The organism is Novosphingobium sp. KA1, assembly GCF_017309955.1.
Taxonomy (GTDB): domain Bacteria; phylum Pseudomonadota; class Alphaproteobacteria; order Sphingomonadales; family Sphingomonadaceae; genus Novosphingobium.
Genome location: NZ_CP021247.1, coordinates 721,987 through 743,676 on the forward strand (window position 1 = coordinate 721,987; position 21,690 = coordinate 743,676).

Here is a 21,690-nt window from a genome sequence, read left to right on the forward strand (position 1 = left end):
CGCATTATGGGGACTATCAGGATCGCGACCTGCGGCCGGTGCCCGCACCTTGTCAAGCATGAGCAAGGCGCCGCCAGCCGCAAAAGTCCGTAACGGGCCGGCTTTTTGCCCGATGACTTTGGATTTTGAACGTATGACTGCCCAGGAAGCCATCGACCTGTCTCCCAACGCGCCCACCGAGGCGCCAGAGCGCCTGCGCTCGTCGCAGATCCCGGACGACAAGGAGATGCTGCGCGCCGCCGTCGAGCTGACGCGCGACATCGCCGCCGCGCGCCCCGAAATCTACTGGCCGGACATGCTGGCATCCGCCCTGGTGGGCTACGGCGCGCTGGCCGGCGCGATCCTGGTGAGCAATCCCTGGGCAGCGCTCGCGCTGGGCCTGCTGGCTTCGCTGGCGCTCTACCGCGCGCTGCTGTTCATCCACGAACTGACCCACATCCACCGCGACGCCCTGCCCGGCTTCCGCTTCGTGTGGAACCTGATCGTCGGCATCCCGATGCTGATCCCCTCGTTCATGTACGAGGGCGTGCACACGATCCACCACACCCGCACCCGCTACGGCACCATCGAGGACCCGGAATACCTGCCGCTGGCACTGATGAAGCCGTGGAGCCTGCCGGTCTTCGCGCTCACCGCGATCCTGCTGCCGCCCGCGCTCCTGATCCGCTCGGCGGTGCTGACGCCGCTCGGCGTGGTGATCCCCCCCTTGCGCAAGCTGGTCTGGGGCCGTGCCTCGGCGCTCGCCATCAACCCGCGCTTCGATCGCCGCGCCCCCGAAGGCAAGTTCGCGCAGATGGTGTTCTGGCAGGAACTGGGCTGCTCGGTCTGGGCCATCGCCGTGCTCGCCGCGAGCTATGCCTATGGCTGGCGCCCGCTGGTGATCGCGCTCTGCGTCATGTCGCTCACCGCCTTCCTCAACCAGGTCCGCACTCTGGTCGCGCACTTGTGGGAGAATGATGGCGAGGCGATGACCGTCACCGCGCAGTACCTCGATTCGGTGAACGTGCCGCCGCCGGCGAAGTTCTCCGAACTCTGGGCGCCGGTCGGCCTGCGCTATCACGCGCTGCACCACCTGCTGCCCTCGATGCCCTACCATTCGCTGGCCGAGGCGCATCGCCGTCTTGCCCGCCAGTTCGGCGCGGGCACGACTTATGCCAAAGCGAACTACCCCGGGCTGATGCCGCTGCTGGAACGACTCGCGCGGAGCACGATGCGGGCGCATTGATCAGCGGATTACAAAAAAAGGCCTCGCGAAATGCGAGGCCTTTTTTTGTCCGGAGAGGAGCACGTCGCCCTCTTCCCCGCTGTCCTACTCTTCGGTGCGGATCAGCACCGTCTCGCCGATGAAGGCAAACAGCACGAACGGCGCCCAGGCCGCGATAAGCGGCGGGTAACCGCCGAAGTTGCCCATAGCCAGAGCCGCGTTGTCGAGCACGAAGTAGGCAAAGCCCAGCGCCATGCCGATCACCGCGCGGATCAGCAACTGGCCGGAGCGGGCCAGACCGAAGGCCGTGACGGCGCCCAAGAGCGGCATCAGCACCGATGAAAACGGCCCCGAAAGCTTGTGCCACCAGGCCGCATCGAGTTCGCTGGTACGGCGTCCGGCAACCTTCATCGCCTCGATCGAGCGGGTGAGTTCAAAGATGTCCTGCGAATCCGCGTCGACCTTGGAGAGCATGATCTTGGCAGGGGTGATCCCCGGGGCCACAGTCACCGTGGCGACCCGGCTCGTCGTCGTCTTGGCGACATCGAAGCTGGTGGGGTTTTCGAAGCGCCAGCCGGGATTGGCAAACGTCGCCTTGTCGGCGCGCAGCGTGCGGGTGATGATGCCGTTGTCGTCACGGTTGTAGAACGTCACGCCGTGCAGCACCATGGCATTGCCGTCGCCGTCGATGCTGGAGGCCATCATCAGGTCCCGGCCATCGGCAAGGTAGAGGTTGGCGCGGGCGCTGGTGTTCTTGGGAATCGGCCCGTACTTGGCGCCCTGCCAGGCACTGAGCATCGCGGTCGAGCGGGTGACGATCCGCTCGTTGAACGCCAGGCTGCCGACGGAAATCAGCAAGGCCGACAGCAACAGCGGCGCCAGCACCTGGTGGGCCGACAGCCCCGCCGCCTTCATCGAGATGACCTCGCTGTTCTGGTTGAGCGTAGCCAGGGTGATGATCGTGGCCAGCAGCACCGAATAGGGCAGGAACCGCGCGATCAGCTGCGGGATACGCAGCGTCACGTAATACAGCAGCTGCGATTCGCCGTTGCCCTTGTAGGCCAGGATATCGCCGCTCTCGCCCAGCAGGTCGAGCACCTGGAGCACCAGTACCAGCATCAGCAGCACGGCAAAGATGCGCACGACAAACAGCCGCGCGAGGTACCAGGTCAATGTGCGTGAAGGGAAGAATTCCATCTCGATCCCAGGTCAGGCCGCGTCTTCGGACGCGATTTCGGGCAATACGGGTCCATGGCGCCGCCGCTTGAGCAGCGACTTGAGCCACTTGACGACGATCTCCGAGCCCTTTTCAAGCCAGCCGAGCGGCTGCCCGCCGGGCACGTAGGCGACCCGCCAGTACATCCACACGATCAATGCCGCGAACAGGGCAAACGGCCCCCAGAGGCCGAGAATCGGGTTCATCTTGCCAAGCGCGGCAACGTCGGCGGCATATTGGTTGACCTTGTGATAGGCCACGACCAGCACGATCGACACGAACAGGCCGAGCGCCGATGTCGAACGCTTGGGCGGGATCGCCAGCGCCACCGCCAGCAGCGGCAGCAGCAGCATCATGATCACCTCGACCATGCGGTAGTTGAAGTTGGCCTGGCTGGAGACGCGCTCTTCCTCGGGCACGCCCTTGTTCCAGCCCAGGTGCATCAGTTCCGGCAGGAGGTACTCGCGGTCCTGGCCGCCACGCTTGCGGAACTTCTCGATCTGCGGAAGCTCGACCGGCAGGTCATGGCGGGTGAAGGTCAGCACGCGCGGGTCCTTGCCCGGCACGTCCTGGATGATCTGCCCGTTGTCGAGGCGCAGGATGATCGTGTCAGGCGCGCCCTTGAGCGCGAGGAACTGGCCTTCGCGCGCGGAGATCGACAGCACCTGGCCCTTGTCGTTGGCCACGCGCGCGAAGATGCCGATCAGGCGGCGGCCCTCGTCGCGGCTCTCGTCGATGCGCAGGGCCACGCGGTCCTTGAGCGTGGTGAACTCGCCCACCTTGATCGAGGCGCCCAGAGCGCCCGACTTCAGTTCGTAGTTCAGCTCTTCGTAGTAGTAGCGCGAAAGCGGCTGGAGATAGCCGACGATGGCGAAGTTCAGGCCCGCCAGCAGGATCGTCAGGATATAAGGCACCCTGAGCAGCCGCGTGTAGCTGAGGCCGACCGCACGCATGACGTCCAGTTCGCTCGACGTCGCGAGCTTGCGGAAGGCCAGCAGGATGCCCAGCATCAGCCCCAGCGGGATCGCGAGGCTGGCATATTCCGGCAGGAGATTCGCGAGCATCTTGAAGACGACACCGATCGGCCCGCCTTCCGTCGCGACAAAATCGAAAAGCCGCAACATCTTGTCGAGCACCAGCAGCGAGGCTGCCAGCAGGAAGATGCCGAACATCGGCATCAGCACCAGGCGCAGGATGTAGCGGTCTATGGCGTTTAGGAATTTCACGCTGTGGGGTTCACCGGGACTTCGTCGTAATACCGTGCTTCAAAGGCCCTTAAACGCTTGGCGCAGGTGGGCAAAGCGAATTGTCCACGGCCATGCGAAGAACGCCCCTGCGCAGGCCTTCCTGGGCGCCCAAAAGGCCCGGAATTGCGACCGGTGGAGCGCCGGCGGGCTGCTGGTCCGGTCCCCGGGATACGCTCCGTTTCACCGTTACATGCCTCCTTTTCACGATTGCCTGCCCGCCCCCGACTGCGAAGAGCGCCAGCCCCCCGATAGGACAAGACTGCTCGCGCCATGCCCTCGCCTCGAACCGACCTGCTGCCGACCCATTTCGATACGCGCCGCTTCTTCCTGCACGAAAGCGCTCCGTGCATGTCCGCAGCCCAACGCCGCAAGTTCGCCCGCGACCTCGAGCGTTTTGCCTGGCGCACGGAGGCCGCAGGCAGGCACGATGCCGACGCCATGATCTTCGAGACGCTGGTGATCTTCGGCAAGGCAGGACGGGACATCGACGCCGCGCGCTGGACGGCTCTGGCGCTGGATGTCACGGCTCAGGTCCGCCGCGGCGACGTCGCAGGCGCAGCCGCCCGCCTGATGCCCCAAGGCGCCGACATCACCCACGAAAGCACCGAGGACGGACACAGAATCGCGCACCTGACGATCCGGGACGACGAAATCACCCTTGAGGCCGAGGCGGCGGCATGGTCGCCTGCCGCAGCCATGGTTGCGGTGCTGTTCCGCGCGCTGGCCTGCCATTTCTCCGAAACACCGGATAACCCGGCGGACGCTGCGGGACATGGTGACCCAGACGCCGGTCCTTGCGGGCTGGACGCTGTGATCGGCGAAATCGCCTGCGCTGCCGGGGGTAGTGGCGGGGTCTGACCACGGCTTGAAGGACCCAAGTGCGGTCCTCGGACCGCAATTGCCTGCCATTTAAGGCAAACGGCGCCCCGGCGCGTTACGGCCGGTCGCTCAGGCCTTTTCGAGCGTACATTGCAGCGGGTGCTGGTTCTGCCGCGCGAAATCCATCACCTGGTTCACCTTCGTTTCGGCGATCTCGTAAGGGAAGATCCCGCAGACGCCCACACCCTTCTGGTGGACATGAAGCATCACCCGCGTCGCCTGTTCCAGATCCATATGGAAAAAGCGCTTGAGGACCATCACCACGAATTCCATCGGGGTGTAGTCATCATTGAGCATCAGCACCTTGAACTGGCTTGGTTTTTTCGGCTTTGCCCGGGTCTTGGTGGCAATGCCGACATGTTCGCTGCCGTCGGTGTCACCGTTCTCGCCGTCTGGCCCGGAAACGATATGCCCCCCAAGATGCGCAGCTTCGGCGAGCGTCATGGCGGCGCGCGAAGACGCAGGATGGCTCAGGCAGGAATCGGACATCGGGGAAATCATCGGGAGAGAATATCGTATCGCCCACCCGAGAAACAAGGCCTGCATCGCGGTTTGTCGCAAAGTCCGGCGCTGAAACGCCCCGAGACCGCCCTGAAACGCACCGACAGTTCCCTGAGCTTACCCCGGAGTGACATTACCGGAAATCAAATTACCGGAAACCGATCCGGGCGGGTACTGCAGCAGCGCAGACCACCCCAAGGCGGCGACCGGACGGAATTCCATCCGGCCGCTGGACCGACATGGGGAGAGCGGTCCGGAACGGGCCCTCTTTGAGACAGGCCGGCAGCAGGTGCAGGCCAATTCGGCAGAAGGCCGGCTCCGGACACAGCCCGGTCGACCCCGAGGGCAACCGGGCCGGACGCCGGATCAGACCGCCGCGTGGCGGACCTTTTCCATCGCGATGCTGACGCGGCCCGAAAGCGGGGCCATCACGTCGCTCATCAACTTGAGCATGGCTTCGCTGTTCTTTGAGCTGTAGGCGACAGCACTGTCGAAGTTCTTGCGGGCGATGTCGCCCTGGAGCTTGAAGAAGTCGGTCGGCGACTTGACGGCGGCGAGTTCCTTGATGTCGCCGGTCATGGTGGCGAACGAGGTGCGGCCTTCGCTGACCAGTTCCGAACCCAGGCCCTGCAGCCCTTCGGCAAGGATCTTGCCCGATTCGACGACGGCTTCGAGGTTGCCCTTGGTGAAGTCACCCAGTTCGCCGAGCGCGCCGGTGCCCTTTTCGAATGCGGCCTTGGCCTTGGTCTGGGCGTCGGCAACCGCGTCCTGGAAAGCAGAGAGATTAGCGCTCATGTCCATTGTCGTATCCTCGAGCATGAAGTTGGAGATCAGTCCTGCGAAACTTGAAATGCCCGGCTTTGCCGGTGCGGGCTTGGTGGCCCCGGCCTTTGCCGGAGCTATCTTCGCCGGAGCCGGCCTGGCCGCAGCAGCGGCCGTGGGCCTGGTCGCAGCAGCGGCCGTTGGCGTTGCCGCGAGAGGCGTGGCAACCGCCGGCTTGGCGATGATCCTGGTCGTGCCTGCCTTCGGTGCGGCGGCAGGCTTGATCGCCTTTGCGGCGACAGGCTTCGGTGCGGGCTTCGGCGCCAGCTTCGGCGCCGGAACCTTGGCAGCGGGACCCTTGACGATCGGCTTGGCCGCGACCTTTACCTTCGCCGCCGGTTTTCCCTTGGCGATCGGTTTAGCCTTGGCCGCCGGTTTTGCCCTGACTTCCGGTTTTGCGGGAGCCTTGGGGGCGGACGCCTCCTTGGGCGCGGCCGCGACAACCGGCGTGGGAGTGGCGGCGGCAGGCGGAACCGGAGTGGCTGGGACCGCAGCGGGCTTGGCCGCTTCGACCGGCTTGTCTGCCGGTACAGCCGTCCCGGTGGCGGCCTTGGAATCTGTAGAGGAAGCATCCATCACGGGTTCTGCCTTCTTCACGTCAGGCACTTGTTCCGCCGCGGCTGCATAAGCCTTTTCGGCAAGTGCCTCATCCTTTGCATCGTCCTTCCCGGCCATCTGACTGTTCCTGCGTTTTTGCCGAAAACTCGTACCGAATGGGTCTGGACGGAGCCGCAGTCGCCTTGGGACCACTTTGGGGATCGTTCCGCTCACCCTGACGGGCCAGCCGCGACATCCACGTGATCGAAGCGCCATGTCGGCCCGCGTTCACTGCAAATCTGGAATTCCTGCGATTCGAAATCTTGTTTTGTTGCATTGCACAATATGGCTTCCGGACAATGAAGTCAATCACACCATGCTGCAGTGCAGCATAAGCGATCTGGCTGGAGGCGGGACAAGGTTACCGACCGAGATTCAGGCGACGGGATGATCGCAAGACCGGCCTTGACCGGCCTTGACCGCCCATCACCGCCTCCCCGTAGGCAACCGGTCATGCCGCTCATAACGCCTTGAATCCCGCTCTTATACCGCGACTGCAACGAAAATGGAGCGAGCGCCACCGGCCGGCGGCACGGCAGGATGGCGCCGCACGGCAGGATGGCGCCGCACCGCAGCGACCGCCCACATCGACCAGCACACATCGACCAGCCACATCGACCGTGTGCACAGGCCCCGCCGCCAACCGCATGCCCGATGCCCGCTGCGACACGGCGCACCCGGCGCGGGGCGAATCGTTGGCCGGGATTCAGGCCGGGCCGGGGAGCGGGTCGGGGAGCGGGTCGGTGCCGCGCAATTCGCCGCGCGCGAACCGCGCAGCGGCGGCTTAGCGCTGGGTGACGTAGCGCCCGGGCGCGTCCTCGATCACCTTGTCGCCGCGCCCGCCCGGACGGCGCTTGCCGCGCGCCGCCACTTGCACGGGATCAAGCGCCTGCAACCACGCCGCCCAGTGCGGCCACCAGCTGCCGGGATGCTCGCGCGCCCCTTCGACAAAAGCCTCCAGCGTGTCGGCACCGGCGTCGTTGGTCCAGTACTGGTACTTGCCCGCCGACGGCGGATTGACCACGCCGGCAATGTGCCCCGACCCCGCCAGCACAAAGGTCGAGGGGCCCGCCAGATAGTGCGTCAGCTTCCAGACGCTGCGCGCCGGCGCGATGTGATCCTCGCGCCCGGCCTGGATATAGGTGGGCGTGGTGATGCGGTGGAGGTCGATCGGCACCCCGCCGGCCTGCAGCGAATCCGCCACCACCAGCCGGTTGTCGCGATAGAGATCGCGCAAGTAGCTGCGGTGCCAGCGGGCCGGCAGGTTGGTGACGTCGCCGTTCCAGTGGAGCAGGTCGAAGGCCGGATAGTCCTCGCCCAGCAGGTAGTTCTTCTCCACCGTGCTCCAGATCAGGTCGTTGCCGCGCAGGATGTTGAAGGTCGCGGCGAGATAGCGGCCGTCGAGATAGCCTTCGGGCGAGAGCTTGCCGATCGCCTCGATCTGCTGGTCGTCGATGAAGTTGCGCAAGTCTCCCGCATCCTCGAAATCGACTTGCGCGGTAAAGAAGGTGGCGCTGGCGACCTTGTCCGCCTCGCCCTTGCGCGCCAGCACCGCCAGCGTGGCGGCCAGCGTGGTCCCGGCGACGCAGTAACCGATGGTGTGCACCGAGGGCACGCCAAGCCGCGCGCGCACCGCGTCGATCGCCTCGATCTGGGCGGCGATGTAATCGTCCCAGACCAGATCCGCCATCGCCGCATCGGCGGACTTCCACGAGACCATGAACACGCTCACGCCCTGCTCCACCGCCCAGCGCACGAAGCTCTTCTTGGCGTTGAGGTCGAGGATGTAGAACCGGTTGATCCACGGCGGGAAGATCAGCAGCGGGGTCTTGAGCACCTTGTCGGTGGTCGGCGTGTACTGGATCAGCTGGTAGAGCGGCGTCTCGAACACGACCTTGCCCGGTGTCACCGCGATGTTCTCGCCCAGCACAAAGGCACCGGGGCGGACATGGGTGAGCTGGCCCTTGCGCATGTCGTCGAGCAGGTTCTCGAAACCGCGGATCAGGCTTTCGCCCTGCGAGCGGCGCGCGGCCTCCAGCGCCACCGGATTGGTCATCGGGAAATTCGCCGGGCTCAGCGCATCGACGATCGCGCGGGTGGCGAAGAGCAGCTGTGCCTTGCGCGCGGGCTCCAGTCCTTCGGCCTTCTCGGCCAGGCCGACCAGCTGCTCGCTGAGCATGAGGTAGAGCTGGTGGATGACCGCGAAGAAGGGCTGGCGGCGCCATTCGGGATCGGCAAAACGGCGATCCGCACGCGGCAGCACCGGCTCGGCGGCGGCACCTTCCCCCGCACCCTGCCCAGCGTCCTGGCCTGCCCCCCGGCCTGCGCCCCGGTCTGCCCCCTGGCCTGCGGCTGTTGCCGCCGGGCCGAGGCCGTACTGGCCCAGCACCCCGTTGATGAGCTGCGCCGCCTCGTTCCACAGCCGCTGCTGCACTTCGGGATCGGCGAGCGGCAACTGGCGCACGACGGCCTCGGCGCTCGCCACCCACTTGACCGGATCGGACCAATGACCCTTCCCGTCCCTGGCCTTGCCGAGCTGCTCGACCTGGAAATCGGTCCAGATCGAATGCATGCGCCCGGCGATCTCGGCCCAATGGACCGCGCTCTCCGCCTCGGGAGAGCCCTCCTTGGGAACGAGGCCGCCGAAAAGGCCGGTCACCTGACTGGCATGATCCTGGAAAATTCGGGTCATCAGATCGGTGGCGTCGGTCGCCATGTGTGGTCGAACTCCGGCTGGGCGGGACCCGCTGCGAATCCCCTCTGCCTCATTCCTATCCACTGCATCGCCCGCCGCCAACCGGCCAAAACTTGCGCGATCCCCGGAATTCCCATCACACGATTGCGCAAGCACCATTTGCGCGGAGGGTTTATTCCCCTACAGGGACCGGCACGGCACTTCTCGCCGTGTGTTTTATGGATTCTCAGAGGTCATGGAAGACGAGTTCTACCGCATCAAGCGCCTGCCGCCCTACGTTATCGCCGAAGTCAACGCGATGCGTCATGCGGCACGCCAGGCCGGTAGGGACATCATCGACCTCGGCATGGGCAACCCCGACCTGCCGCCGCCCGCCCACGTGATCGAGAAGCTGTGCGAAGTCGCCCAGAAGGAAGACGCCCACGGCTATTCGGCCTCCTCGGGCATTCCCGGCATCCGCCGTGCCCAGGCCAACTACTACGGCCGCCGCTTCAACGTCGATCTCGATCCCGAGACCGAAGTGGTGATGACGATGGGGTCGAAGGAAGGCCTCGCCAGCCTCGCCACCGCGATCACCGCGCCGGGCGACGTGGTGCTCGCGCCCAACCCCAGCTACCCGATCCACACGTTCGGCTTCATCATCGCCGGGGCGACGATCCGCTCGGTGCCGACCACACCGGACGAGCGCTACTGGGAATCGCTGAACCGCGCGATGGCCTTCACGGTGCCGCGCCCCTCGATCCTGATCGTCAACTATCCCTCGAACCCGACCGCCGAGACGGTGGACCTCGCCTTCTACGAGCGCCTGGTCGCCTGGGCGAAGGAGAACAAGGTCTGGATCCTTTCCGACCTTGCCTATTCGGAACTCTATTTCGACGGCAATCCCACGCGCTCGATCCTCGAAGTGCCCGGCGCCAAGGACGTGGCGGTGGAATTCACCTCGATGTCGAAGACTTTCTCGATGGCGGGCTGGCGCGTCGGCTTCGCGGTGGGCAACCCCAAGCTGATCGCGGCGCTCAAGCGCGTGAAGTCCTACCTCGACTACGGCGCCTTCACGCCGATCCAGGCCGCGGCCTGCGCGGCGCTCAACGGCCCGCAGGACATCGTCGAGAAGAACCGCAACCTCTACCAGAAGCGCCGCGACGTCATGGTCGAGGCGTTCGGCCGCGCCGGCTGGGACATCCCCAGCCCCAAGGCCTCGATGTTCGCCTGGGCGCCGCTGCCGCCGGCATTGAAGGAAATGGGCAGCCTGGAATTCTCCAAGCAATTGCTCACCCATGCCGAAGTCGCGGTGGCGCCGGGCGTGGGCTACGGCGAGGACGGCGAAGGCTTCGTGCGCATCGCCATGGTCGAGAACGAGCAGCGCCTGCGCCAGGCCGCGCGCAACATCAAGCGCTACCTCGTCTCGATGGGCGTCAACACGCCGGCTGCCTGATGGAACCCGGCACGGTTCGCCCGCCCGGCGAACCGTGCCGCCCCCCCCCTCACACACACGGTGCCTTCGCATCGGAACAGATAGCCGGGGGCAAAAGCCAAGTCACCGTTACAGGCGCCTTGCCATTGTCCGGATTTTGCCCGAACAGCCCTGCAATTTTGTACTACTGTAAAATAATAGGTATTGTTACCGGAGCGCCTCTCCCCCCAAAAAGCGCTCATCGGTTACATCTGCCATAGCGGAATTGGGGGGGCCAATGACCTATCTGGGCAAGAGCGAATGTCACGCGCCACGCTTTCGCTGGCTGGCGAACAGGGCAATCCCGACGCAGCTTGACCTGCGTCGATGCGGCTGGATCCTGGAGCCCGAGATCCAACCATCGCCGGACTGCATCGGCATGATCGACGCCTGCGGCATGGAAACCGGGCAATGGCTGCCCGTGCTGGAAACCCTGCGGCCGGACGTGCGGCGCACCGTGCTGGTATCCGGGGTCAGCGACCCTTCGGAGCGCACCGCGCTGCTGCATGTCGGCTTCGGCGATGTCCTCGCGGCAACGACGGACATCGACGAACTTGAGGCCCGGGCCAATCGCCTGGCCCAGTTCGCACAGTGCCTGCCGCGCCGCCGCCGGATCGGCCGCCTCACCCTCGACCTGCTGGCCCGCGAGGCCTTTGGCGACGGCGAACCGCTGAACCTCAACCCACGCGAATTCGCGCTGATCTGGCGCCTGGCGGATTCGCTGGACGAGACGGTCAGCAAGGAAACGCTGATATACGACGTCTGGCGGATGGGTTTTGTGCCCGAAACCAACAGCGTGGCCGTCCACATGTCGCGCCTGCGCCGCAAGCTCGCCTTTGTCGGGCTGGCCGGGATCATCGAAACCTCGCCCAACGGCGGCTACCGCCTGACATTGCCGCGCCCGGATGCAGGCGTGAACGAAACGCGCAGCGCGCCGCGCAGCGCCGCCCTGGCGAACCTGTAAGACCCGCAGCACACCGACCGCGGATCCCCCATGCGCCGGCATGTCCCGGCGCATGGGCCGGGACGATCACCCCTTGCGGGCCAGCGCCGCGAGGTCATCCGGTGTATTGACGTTGGGGATAGCGATCCCCGCCTCGACCAGACGTGCACCGGCAAGATCGGCAAAGCGCCGCATCGAATGGCGGTCCTCGCTATGCAGCAGGGCCTCGAGCACTCTCGTCGCGGTGGTGGGCCAGATGCCGATCACCGGCTGCGCGGCCAGACACGCGGGCGCCGGCCCCAATCGTTCGAGCAAGTCGTCCGGCAGGAATGCGGCATCGACACTGCAACTCAGGACATGGTCATACCCCTCGTCCTGCGCATGACGCATGGCGGCGGCAAGCCCGCCCAGAGGCCCCATGTCCGCGCGCGGCCAATCCGGCAGGGTCGGCGCCGGGGCGGTTTCCCGCCCGGTCACCACGACATGCTCGCACCACCCCGACAGGGCATCCACCGCCAGGGCCAGAAGGCTGTGGCCGTCCAGCTCGGCCAGCGCCTTGTCGCTGCCGAACCGGCTCGACCGGCCACCTGCAAGAACCGCTCCGAGAATCATGAAAAGATGCTCCGTGAAGGCAGGGAACAGCCCCCTCATGACCATCTAGCGCGAACTTCGGGGCAGGCGGAAGTGCCGATTGCAGCCGCTGGTGCGCTTCCCGCGGGCGATATTGATGCGGACAGCGGCAAGGAAATCCACCGAACAAGCGAATCCCCGGTTGCGCCCGACGGATTCCGTTGTTAGGGGCGCACTCCTCCACACCGGATGGCCCGATGGCGGAGTGGTGACGCAGCGGACTGCAAATCCGTGCACGCCGGTTCGATTCCGGCTCGGGCCTCCATTTTCGCTCGCCGGATCATCCCATCCGGCATCATGCGAAACGATGCTGCCTTGCAGCCTGTCGTGAGCGCAGCGCTCTCCGGTGGATTTCATCAGAATTTTCGTGTTTCCCACGCAGCGGTGAACAGGCATGGCCGTGGCCTGTGGGCGCCCCCGCATGGTCGTCGCCCGCCGTCGCCCGCCATGCCCCCCCCCCTTGGCCCGATCGCTGCACTACTTAGCGGCCACGCTCCCGCTCTTGCGCGCCCTGCGCCCGTCTCAGCCGCATGCTCGGTTCGCATCGCCCGGCAGACCGTTTCTGGTCGGGTCGACCCTGCCCCGGACAGGCCTGAAAACCGTCATGGGGAAAACCCCCATACCCCAAGTTAACCATCTAATTTTTCGCAGTTTTACGGGGGTTTTGGCACTCAGGGATGCCCATACGGGAAATCCCTTAGTTGGTCGTACAGTATACGAAAGCCATGGGTTGGAGGGTCAAAGGTCGCATACTCCCAAGTCGCCAGGAACTCCCGAAAATCCCGATGCCCCTCACCGGGCAGGCCGAAGATCGGGCTACGCGCGACCGAAAAACGTCACAGGAACAATTCTTGAGAGATTGATGACAGAGAATTTTCCTTCGGGGCGCACGGAAAACACTGAAAACAATGCAATGTCGCAAATTGAATATAGGTTCTCATTAAAGCTGAGGGTGGATTCGCCCCATCAACTCTGGAGCGCCGCGGCAGCGCGGTGCCGGACCCTGCCCGGCATTTGCGAGGACGACGTGAGCGACATGATCGGTCCCGTCGACGATCCCTCGATCGCGGATTGCCTGATGGTTCTGGCCTTGCCCGACCAGGTGCCCGGCTGCACCCGCCTCGACGCGGACCTGTGCAGCGATATGCCGCCCTGGCAGGCCCCGCGCCATTCACGGGACCGGCTGGCCGACGACTGCCGCTGATCGCGGCAGGGTTCGCCGACAGGACCACTGCCGGCGGGACGGGCGCCCGCTCGCGGCGCTCCCCGCGCGCGCTCCTGCGCCGCATGGATCAGCACACTCAGGGGCAGGACCCGCCCGCCCCGCCCCTGACTGGCCAGAACCGGCATGGCGGCACCACCGGACCAACCTTGCCGGACTGATGCAAATCCCGGTGCCTCCGACACCGCCTCGGCCGTCCTGGCGCAGGAGCATCGCGCCCGGTCACAGGCCGCTTCGAGACCTGCGGCAGGCGGATGGGGCGAGACCGGCCCGGAACATACCCTCCAGGGGCATTTCCCGGGCGATCACGCCCCTCGCCGCAATCAGATCTCGCTGCTGGTCGCGGCCAGCGCGACGAGGCCGTCCACCGACATGCGGATGCCGTTGACGCCGAGCATGATCGTCGAGCCGTCGGTCACCACGTCGGAAACCCGGGCCACCGAATTGATCGTGGTATCGAGCGTATTGCCGGCCGCGTCGGTCGCGGTGACGGCCAGCGTATAGGCGCCGCTGGCGGCCGTGGTGCCGTCCGCCTGGGTTCCGTCCCATTGATACTCGCCCTGCGCTTCGGGATCGAGCGTCACCGTCTGGACCACCTTGCCATTGGCATCGGAAATCGTGGCGGTCACCGAAGCCGGCGTGCCGTTCACGTAGTAGGTCCAGTGGGCAGGATCGTCGCCAAGGCCGGCCACCGCGGAATCGAAGCGCGCATCCTTGCCGATGAAGCTCGAATACTGCGCCATCTGCGAGGAGGTCAGCTGCGAGAGGATGTCGGTCAGCGTGCCGTTCTGCTGGATCTGCTGCTCGACCTGCGAATACTGCACGAGCTGCTGCGTATATTCCGAGGTGTCCGTCGGGTTGAGCGGATCCTGGTTGGTCATCTGCGTGGTCAGCAGCTTCAGGAACAGGTTGTAGTCCGAAAGCAGGCTGGTGGTTGCCGCCGAGGTGCTGTCGCTCGACGACGACGAAGTGCTGGAGACTGTGGTCATGTTCTATGGATGTCCTATGCCATGAGATCGACGTGGCCGCTGCTCCTGAGCGACCGGTAGACCGGGTCGTCGCCCCCGCCAAAACTGTCGGCGAAGCCGGAGGCAGCCTGCCCCTGCGCGCCTTGTCCGCCCTGCCAGCGCGAGTTGCCGTTCTGGCCACCATCCTGCCCACCGTTCTGGCCGCCACCCGCACGCGTATCGAAGCGCAGCGACTGGCCATCCGCGCGGATGCCGGCATCGGCCAGTGCCCGGTTGAGATCGGTGCTTTCGCGGCGGAGCATCTCGGCCGCGGTGGAACTGTCGGCCGACATCACCGCGCGCAGCACGCCGTCGTGGTCAAACGACAGGCGCACGTCGATACGGCCCATGTGGCGCGGATCGAGCTTGATCAACAGGTCGTTGCCGCCGGCATCGAGCGCGCGCGCGATCTGCACGCCCATGTCGGTGCCGAACTGGCCTTCCTGCACGGTGACCGAAGCGCTCTGCGGGCTCGCCGTCGTGCTGGCCGGATAAGGCAGCGCCGCCGGGCGGCTGGCGACCGGTGCGAAAGTCTGGGTGAGCACGGGGCTGGAGAGCGTCGCCGTCTCGCCGCGCGCGGACCCCGCATCGGCCAGCGCGGGGCCTGTCTCGCGCGGGGTCTCATGCGTCGTCGGCGTTTCGCCCGCGTCCTTGCCTTGCGTGGACGCGGCGGCCGAGAAGGCCGCGTGGCTGGCCCCCGCCCCCTTGCCGCTCGCCGCCAATGCGGGCGTGGCTGCGGGCGTGGCGGCGGCATCGACCTTGATCCCATCCGCGGCCGGGTCGGCAGAAACGTCAGCGCCGCCACCGGCGGCCTGCGCCGCGGCGGCCAGCAGGGCCTGCGCGGCTGCCGGCGGTGCAGCGGGGCCGGCAGGCGGCGTCTGCGGCGTCTGCGCAAGCACCTGCTGCGCCGCATCGGCAAGCGCGGCATCGGCCAGCCGGGCATCGCTGTCGGCGCCGTCCTTATCCCTTGCCCCGGGTGCATCGTTACCCGAACCCTTGGCGGCATCCCCAGCCGCCTCCGCAACCGCCTGGCCCGCGCCGTCCTGTCCGCCCGCAAGCGTGGCTTGCGGCAGCGCGGTCTGGTCACGCGCGGCGCCCGGCCCGCTCACCGGCTTGTGCGCGGCGACATCGGCCGGCTTGACCACGGGCGCGCCTTGCGCCGTTGCGGCCGCCTCCGGGAAAGCGGCCGCAAACGTCGCTTCGGCGATCGAGGTCGCCGGGTCGCTTACCGTCGCATCGGCTTCGGCGGGCGGCGCCAGCGCCTCGGCTGCGGGATCGACCGGCACGGCCCCGGCATTGCCGGCGGCCTCCTCCAGCAGCGCCCCGAACGCCGGGGTGGAGCCTTCGTCCGCCGTCCGGGCACCATCATTCGCAGCGCCTGCGGCAGTGCCGGTCGTTCCCGAGCCCCTGGCTGCGGCCGCGCCCGTGGCACCGCCCTTGCCGGTTCCTGCGGACGATCCGGTTCCTGCGGACGATCCGGTTCCTGAGGACGATCCGGCCCCTGAGGACGATCCGTTCGCCGCGCGCGTCAGCGCCGGAGCACCGGCCGCCGGGGCGGTCGACGCAGCAGGAGCCGTCATCGGAAACACCGCATTCATGGAAATCGTCATCTGTCGCTACCCTTGCCGGTATCGTCCGGCCCAGATCTCATCATAGAGGGATTGCAGCCTTCCCGGTCCCGGGAGCGTGCGCAAACTGCCGGTTCAGCCGATCGTGCCCAGCGTGCGCAGGCGCGCGCGGGGATGGATCTCGTTCTGCGAGAGCACCACCGTGGCCGGTCGCACCCGCTCGATGATCGAGCGCACGAAGGGGCGCAGCGGCGGGCTGGTCAGCAGGCAGGGGATCTCGCCCTGTGCGGCAAACCGGTCGTAGGCCTCGCGCACGGCGGCGATGAAGGCCTGGAGGTGCGAGGGCGCCATCGCGAGGTGGCGTTCGTCGCCCTGGCCGACGATCGCCTCGCTGAAGGCCTCGTCCCATTCGCCGCCCAGGGTGACGATCGGGATCGTGCCGTCGAGGGTCTGCTGGGCGGAAATCTGGCGGGCGAGGCGCGCACGCACATGCTCGGTCACTTGCGTGAGGTTGTTGGTCATCGCCGTCGCCTCGGCAATGCCCTCGAGGATCGTCGGCACGTCGCGGATCGAGACGCCTTCGGACAGCAGGTTCTGCAGGACGCGCTGCACGCCCGAGATCGAGATCTTGGCCGGGATCAGGTCGGCGATCAGCTTCTCGGTATCCTTGTGGACCTCGTTGAGCAGCTTCTGCGTCTCGGTATAGGAGAGCAGGTCTGCGATGTTGTCCTTGACGATCTCGGTCAGGTGGGTGGTGACGACGGTGCCGCAGTCGACCACGGTGAGCCCGCGGAACCCGGCCTCGTCGCGCATCTCGCGGTCGATCCACAGCGCCGGAAGCTGGAACACCGGCTCCTTGGTCGGCTCGCCGCGCAGGCCGGTTTCCTGGCCCGAGGCGTTGATCAGCAGGAGCTTGCCGATACGCAGTTCGCCGCGCGCGATCTCGGTCTCCTTGACGAAAACGATGTATTCGTTGGGCTGCAGCGCCATGTTGTCGAGAATGCGCACCGAGGGCAGCACGAAGCCGTAGTCGGTCGCCATCTGGCGGCGCAGCGCCTTGACCTGGTCGTCGAGGCGCGGCTCGGCGGTGGCATCGTTGATCAGCGGCAGCAGCCCGTAGCCGAGCTCGATGCGCAGCGCGTCGATGGCGAGCGTGCGGGCGATGGGTTCCTCGGCGGCGGCGGCCTCGCGCTGCTTGGCCTGGGCGGCTTCCATGTTCTCGCGGATGGTCTCGGCCTCGGCCTTCTTGGTCATCGTCCAGGCCGCCCAGCCGCACAGGCCGGCGAGCGAGGCGAAGGGGAAGAACGGCAGGCCGGGAACCAGGGACAGCGCCCCCATCAGCACCGCGACGATGCCGAAGGCCTTGGGATAACGGCCCAGCTGCTCGCCCAGCGCCGCGCCGGTCTTACCGGTGACGCCGCCCTTGGAGACCAGCAGGCCCGCCGCGGTCGAGACGATCAGCGCCGGGATCTGGCTGACCAGGCCGTCGCCGACGGTGAGGATCGTGTAGGTCTTGAAGGCTTCGGCGAACGGCACGCCGTGAATGGCGACACCGATGATGAGGCCGACGACCACGTTGATGCCGGTGATCAGCAGGCCGGCGACGGCATCGCCCTTCACGAACTTCGAGGCACCGTCCATCGCGCCGTAGAAGCCGCTCTCGGCCTCGATCTCGGCGCGGCGGTCGCGCGCCTGGGCTTCGGTGATGGTGCCGGCATTGAGGTCGGCGTCGATCGCCATCTGCTTGCCGGGCATGGCATCGAGGCTGAAGCGCGCCGCCACTTCGGCGATGCGGCCCGCACCCTTGGTGATGACCACGAAGTTGATGACGATGAGGATCGCGAAGATGGTGAGGCCGATCACCGTCTCGCCGCCCATCAGGAACTCGCCGAAGGCCGCGATCACCCCGCCCGCCGCATGGTGGCCCTCATGCCCGTGGCCGAGGATCAGGCGGGTCGAGGCCAGGTTCAGGCCGAGGCGCATCATCGTCACGATCAGCAGGATCGTCGGGAAGCTCGACAGCTGGAGCGGCTTCTCGATGAACAGCGCCGTCATCAGGATCAGCACCGAGGCGGTGATCGAGAGCGCCAGGCCCATGTCGAGCATCCAGCCGGGCATCGGCAGGATGAGCATGGCGATGATCGCGGTGACGCCGATCGCCAGCGCCAGGTCGCGGCTCGGCCCCAGGCGGTTCAGGAATTGCTCGAGCTTGGCAGGAAGACCGGAGCGGCCAACGGCATTCATCGCATCACCATGCTTGGGAAAAGGAGGGGAACGCGGGCCGCGGTCCGGCCCGGCCGCCTGTCAGGCGGCGAATTTCGCCGGCGGTCAGTGCCGCACGAGCGCAGGCGGCAAGGCCTGCCCGTCGGCGAGGAACGTGCGCAGCTTGTTGCGCATCGTCCGCACCGAAATGCCCAGCATCGAGGCCGCGCTGGTGCGGTTGCCGGAGCAGCGTTCGAGCGTCTGCAGGATCAGCTCGCGCTCGACATGGTCGACACTGTGGCCGACCAGCCCGCTGACCGCGCGGCGGAACGGCGGCTTGCCGGCGCGCTCCCCGCGCAGCCGCGCCACCACCTCGGCCATGTCCACCGCAAGCTCGACCACGGTGACGTCGCCGCCGCCGCGCCAGCTCTCGCGGATCGCCATGCCCGGAGTGCCGACCGAGATGCTCGCGGCCGATCCGCGCACCATTTCCACCGCCAGCCCCATCGTCGGGCCGAGTTCGCCGACCAGCATGAGCCGCGTGGTGGCGCCGTCCGCTTCGCCGCGGACGCCGTCGCCGACCGGCTTTTCCGGCAGGCTGTCGAGGTCCGTCTCCGGGCCGGTTTCGAGGGCGCGCCCGGGGTTCATCCCTCCTGCCTCACAATTTCGGTGAGCGTGACACCCAGCGTGCTGTCGATCAGCACGACTTCGCCGCGCGCGATCAGGCGGTTGTTGACAAAGATGTCGACCGGCTCGCCGACGCGGCGGTCGAGCTCGACCACCATGCCCGGCTTCAGCCGCAGCAGTTCGCCGATGTCCATGCGCGAGCGTCCCAGCACGGCCTGGACCTTGACCGGAACGTCGAACACGGCCTGAAGATCGTCGGGCGTGGGCGGGGTGCCGGGCTTGGTGTTCCAGCCGCCCATCGCCTCGACCGGCCCGTCTGCGGCCTCGTCGTCATTGAGGAAAGCGGGCGCAAGCTGCCGCGGCTCGAAGTCGTCGCTCATGAGAGGGCCTTTCAACTGTTCATCCATTGGCGGATCACCGAAGCGGATTCGGCGGGGCTGGCGGAGATGGCATCACCGATGCGGCGCAGGGCCGACAGCTTGATGCGGCCATCGACCTGGGCCAGCGCGATTTCCTGATCGAGCAGCGGCTCGCCCTGCGCGCCGCGCAGTTCTTCCAGCCGGCGCATCGCCTCCTCGTCGCCGTCGGCGGCGCGCTCGCCCAGCGAGAGCATCTCGCCGTCGATCGCATCGCGCTGCTCCACCACGCCTTCGAGCAGCGGCGGCTGCGCCGGCGGCAGGAGCTTGGGCTTGAGCATGCGCAGCGCGATGAGGGCAATGCCGCCGACCAGCACGATCTTGAGCACGTCGAACAGGCGGTCCCAGGTGAGGCCGAACGGCAATCCGCCCGCAACGCCGTCGACATCGGCCGGGGTGTTGAACGCCATGTTCTCGACCACCACGCTGTCGCCGCGCCCGGCATCGAAGCCGACCGCATTCTCGACCAGGCGCTGGAGGCGCTGGACCTGGGCGGCGGGCAGCCCCTGCGGACCGCCGTCGACCATGACCGCCACGGTCAGGCGCGAAAGCTGGCCGGGATTGCGCACCGCGACCTTCTGGGTGCGGCTGTTCTGGTAGGTGGTATCTTCCGAGGTCTCGTTGCGGGCGGAACGCCGGCTGTCGCCGCCGTTGCCGTTGACGTTGGTGGTGTTGTCGGGAAGCTGGGTGGCGACCGTGACGCCGCGCGCACCGGCGGCATTCTCGTCGTTCTGGTCGCTGGATTCCACCGTGGTCTGGTGGGCCACGACCTGCTTGTCGGGATCGTAGACTTCCGATTCCTCGCGCACCTGGTCGCGTTCGAGCACGGCGGCCACTTCGGCGCGCACCTTGCCCTGGCCGACGATCGGCTCGATCATCGCCTCGATCTCGTCGCGCAGGCGCGCCTCGATCGCCGACTGGCGTTCCTCGAGATCGCCCGAACCACCGGCACCGGCGTCCCCTGCCCGCGCCAGCAGCGCGCCGGTCTGGTCAACGATCGACACCGCTTCCGGATTGAGGTCGGGCACCGCCGAGGACACCAGGTAGCGGATCGCCTGGACCGTCTCGCCGGGCAGGCGCCCGGCGGTCTTCACGGTGACGGCGGCGCTGGCCTTGCGCGGCTGGGTCTCGAACATCGCCCGCTCGGGCATGACGATATGGACACGCGCCTTGCTGACTTTCTCCAGCGTCTCGATCGAGCGGGACAGCTCGCCCTCGATCGCACGGGTCTCGTTGAGCCGCGCGCGCGAGGAGGAAACGCCGAAAGGCTCCTCCGCGTCGAGCACTTCGTACCCGATCTTGCCGCCGAGCTGCTCACCGGCCAGCGACATGCGCAGCTCGGCCAGCTTGTCGACCGGGGCCATCACCGCGCTGCCGTCGGCCGAAAGCTGGAACGGCACGTTCTGCGCCTTGAGCTTCTCGGTGATCGACTGGGCCGCGGCCGGATCGAGATCGGAGTAGAGGTAGCCCATCTCCGCGGCGGGGCTGCGCAGCCCCACCCAGGCAAGGCCGCCGAGCATCGCGAGAGCGACACCGCCCATCAGCAGGGCACGGCGCATGCCGATCTGCTCGATAAAGTTGCGCAACGCGTTCAAGATCGCCTCTTATTCCCGGCGAGGCCCCCCTGGCCTCGCTCACGAACATTATAGGATAAGAGACTAGGCAACTCTTGCCGGTTGCCGGAAAAGTTTATGCAGCGGCGCCCAGCCCTGCCTGATCGCCCGATTCCGCAGGCTCGCCATCCCGCGAAACCGCGGTCCCGGCAGCTTCCGATGCGCTTTCAGGCACTTGCACGGCCGCCGGTTCCAGCAGGCCGGCAAGCTCGGCCAGCACCGCCTCGCGGCGCGCGCCCGCATCGACACCGAGACCGCCCTCGACCCAGCCGATCCGCGCATCGCTGGGCGCCACGGCAGGATCGTCGATCACCAGGATCGACAGTTCGCGGCGCTCGCTCGCCTGGCGGGCGGCGACCACCTGCTCCAGATGCGCGCGCAGCGAGGGATGGACACGCACGGTGATGCGCGTGCCGCGCGCCACCTGGTCGAGCGCACGGGCCAGCGCCTCGTCGATGGCGCGGGCCGGCTCCAGCGCCACCGCATGTCCGGCCAGCATCTCGGCGGCCAGCAGCGCCACCGATGCCGCCTCGCGCCCGACCTGCCCGGTCACCTCGTCGAAGCGCCGCACGACGTCGTCGAGCCCGGCATGCAAGGCATCGGTCGCGGCCAGCAGCGCGGTGTCCCGCTCGTGCCGGGCCTGCTCGAGCCCGGCTTCGAAACCATCCGCGCGGGCCCGCACCAGTTCGGCGGCATGCTCCTCGCGCATGCGCTCCATGCGCGCCTCAAGCGCGGCAAGCTCCTCGTAAGCGGCCTTGCCATTGTCCTTTTCCTCGGCCTCCGCGGACGTAAAGCGGAAGACCCTGTCGAAACCGAAGGGCTCAATGCTCATGGCTTTCTCCATTCGC

Annotated in this window: 18 protein-coding genes and 1 tRNA gene; 6 read left to right on the forward strand and 13 right to left on the reverse strand. The window is 67.0% G+C overall.

The features are described from left to right. Positions 1-133: 133 nt before the first annotated feature. Positions 134-1,225 carry a fatty acid desaturase gene (locus tag CA833_RS03590; RefSeq protein ID WP_142632260.1) on the forward strand — a complete coding sequence of 364 codons (1,092 nt, stop codon included), beginning with the start codon at positions 134-136 and terminating at the stop codon, positions 1,223-1,225. Between the two features lie 84 nt (positions 1,226-1,309). On the opposite strand, the gene lptG is transcribed toward CA833_RS03590, so the two are convergent. Beyond that, positions 1,310-2,407 (reverse strand): LPS export ABC transporter permease LptG, encoded by a 1,098-nt coding sequence (gene lptG, locus CA833_RS03595; protein ID WP_142632259.1) that lies wholly within the window; start codon positions 2,405-2,407, stop codon positions 1,310-1,312. Between the two features lie 6 nt (positions 2,408-2,413). Then, on the reverse strand, positions 2,414-3,646 hold the full coding sequence (gene lptF / locus CA833_RS03600; protein ID WP_142632258.1) for an LPS export ABC transporter permease LptF: 1,233 nt from the start codon (positions 3,644-3,646) through the stop codon (positions 2,414-2,416). Positions 3,647-3,937: 291 nt separating this feature from the next. Here lptF and CA833_RS03605 point away from each other — a divergent pair, with 291 nt between their 5' ends. Further along, positions 3,938-4,525, forward strand: a complete 588-nt coding sequence (locus CA833_RS03605) for a hypothetical protein (RefSeq protein WP_207079272.1) — start codon at positions 3,938-3,940, stop codon at positions 4,523-4,525. Positions 4,526-4,615: 90 nt separating this feature from the next. Here the strand turns inward: CA833_RS03605 and clpS are convergent, their stop codons facing one another. From clpS to CA833_RS03620, 3 genes are all read right to left on the reverse strand, one after another. Beyond that, the gene (gene clpS, locus CA833_RS03610; protein WP_242526251.1) at positions 4,616-4,990 is read right to left on the reverse strand and encodes an ATP-dependent Clp protease adapter ClpS; all 375 of its coding nucleotides are present in this window, start codon (positions 4,988-4,990) and stop codon (positions 4,616-4,618) included. Between the two features lie 423 nt (positions 4,991-5,413). Beyond that, positions 5,414-6,544: a phasin family protein gene (locus tag CA833_RS03615; protein WP_242526252.1), complete on the reverse strand. Its 1,131-nt coding sequence runs from the start codon at positions 6,542-6,544 to the stop codon at positions 5,414-5,416. A gap of 706 nt (positions 6,545-7,250) precedes the next feature. Next, complete coding sequence (locus CA833_RS03620; protein ID WP_207079273.1) at positions 7,251-9,182, reverse strand: alpha/beta hydrolase; 1,932 nt, start codon at positions 9,180-9,182, stop codon at positions 7,251-7,253. A 214-nt stretch (positions 9,183-9,396) separates the two neighbouring features. Here CA833_RS03620 and CA833_RS03625 point away from each other — a divergent pair, with 214 nt between their 5' ends. After that, complete coding sequence (locus CA833_RS03625; RefSeq protein WP_142632254.1) at positions 9,397-10,596, forward strand: LL-diaminopimelate aminotransferase; 1,200 nt, start codon at positions 9,397-9,399, stop codon at positions 10,594-10,596. 256 nt (positions 10,597-10,852) lie between these two features. Then, complete coding sequence (locus CA833_RS03630) at positions 10,853-11,578, forward strand: response regulator transcription factor (protein ID WP_142632253.1); 726 nt, start codon at positions 10,853-10,855, stop codon at positions 11,576-11,578. A 66-nt stretch (positions 11,579-11,644) separates the two neighbouring features. Here the strand turns inward: CA833_RS03630 and CA833_RS03635 are convergent, their stop codons facing one another. Beyond that, complete coding sequence (locus CA833_RS03635) at positions 11,645-12,169, reverse strand: molybdenum cofactor guanylyltransferase (protein ID WP_207079274.1); 525 nt, start codon at positions 12,167-12,169, stop codon at positions 11,645-11,647. A gap of 209 nt (positions 12,170-12,378) precedes the next feature. On the opposite strand from CA833_RS03635, the gene CA833_RS03640 reads away from it, so the two are divergent. Together CA833_RS03640 and CA833_RS03645 are read left to right on the forward strand one after the other, a co-directional pair. Continuing rightward, positions 12,379-12,452 (forward strand) — tRNA-Cys (locus CA833_RS03640). 687 nt (positions 12,453-13,139) lie between these two features. Beyond that, entirely contained in the window at positions 13,140-13,391 is a 252-nt protein-coding gene (locus tag CA833_RS03645; RefSeq protein WP_207079275.1) for a hypothetical protein, read from the forward strand. Between the two features lie 341 nt (positions 13,392-13,732). On the opposite strand, the gene CA833_RS03650 is transcribed toward CA833_RS03645, so the two are convergent. The 7 genes from CA833_RS03650 to CA833_RS03680 form a co-directional block, all read right to left on the reverse strand. After that, positions 13,733-14,398, reverse strand: coding sequence for a flagellar hook assembly protein FlgD (locus CA833_RS03650; RefSeq protein WP_142632215.1), 666 nt, complete (start codon positions 14,396-14,398; stop codon positions 13,733-13,735). A gap of 14 nt (positions 14,399-14,412) precedes the next feature. Continuing rightward, positions 14,413-16,026: a flagellar hook-length control protein FliK gene (locus CA833_RS03655; RefSeq protein ID WP_207079276.1), complete on the reverse strand. Its 1,614-nt coding sequence runs from the start codon at positions 16,024-16,026 to the stop codon at positions 14,413-14,415. Between the two features lie 93 nt (positions 16,027-16,119). Further along, positions 16,120-18,228 (reverse strand): flagellar biosynthesis protein FlhA, encoded by a 2,109-nt coding sequence (flhA, locus tag CA833_RS03660; protein ID WP_207079277.1) that lies wholly within the window; start codon positions 18,226-18,228, stop codon positions 16,120-16,122. A gap of 84 nt (positions 18,229-18,312) precedes the next feature. Beyond that, a complete protein-coding gene (locus CA833_RS27240; protein ID WP_207079278.1) occupies positions 18,313-18,834 on the reverse strand; it encodes a helix-turn-helix domain-containing protein in 522 nt (173 codons plus the stop codon). Next, on the reverse strand, positions 18,831-19,193 hold the full coding sequence (fliN, locus tag CA833_RS03670) for a flagellar motor switch protein FliN (RefSeq protein WP_142632211.1): 363 nt from the start codon (positions 19,191-19,193) through the stop codon (positions 18,831-18,833). Before fliN ends, CA833_RS27240 begins: the two co-directional genes overlap by 4 nt. Positions 19,194-19,204: 11 nt before the next feature. After that, entirely contained in the window at positions 19,205-20,824 is a 1,620-nt protein-coding gene (fliF, locus tag CA833_RS03675) for a flagellar basal-body MS-ring/collar protein FliF (RefSeq protein WP_142632210.1), read from the reverse strand. 94 nt (positions 20,825-20,918) lie between these two features. Beyond that, positions 20,919-21,674, reverse strand: a complete 756-nt coding sequence (locus CA833_RS03680; RefSeq protein WP_242526253.1) for a hypothetical protein — start codon at positions 21,672-21,674, stop codon at positions 20,919-20,921. Positions 21,675-21,690 lie beyond the last annotated feature (16 nt).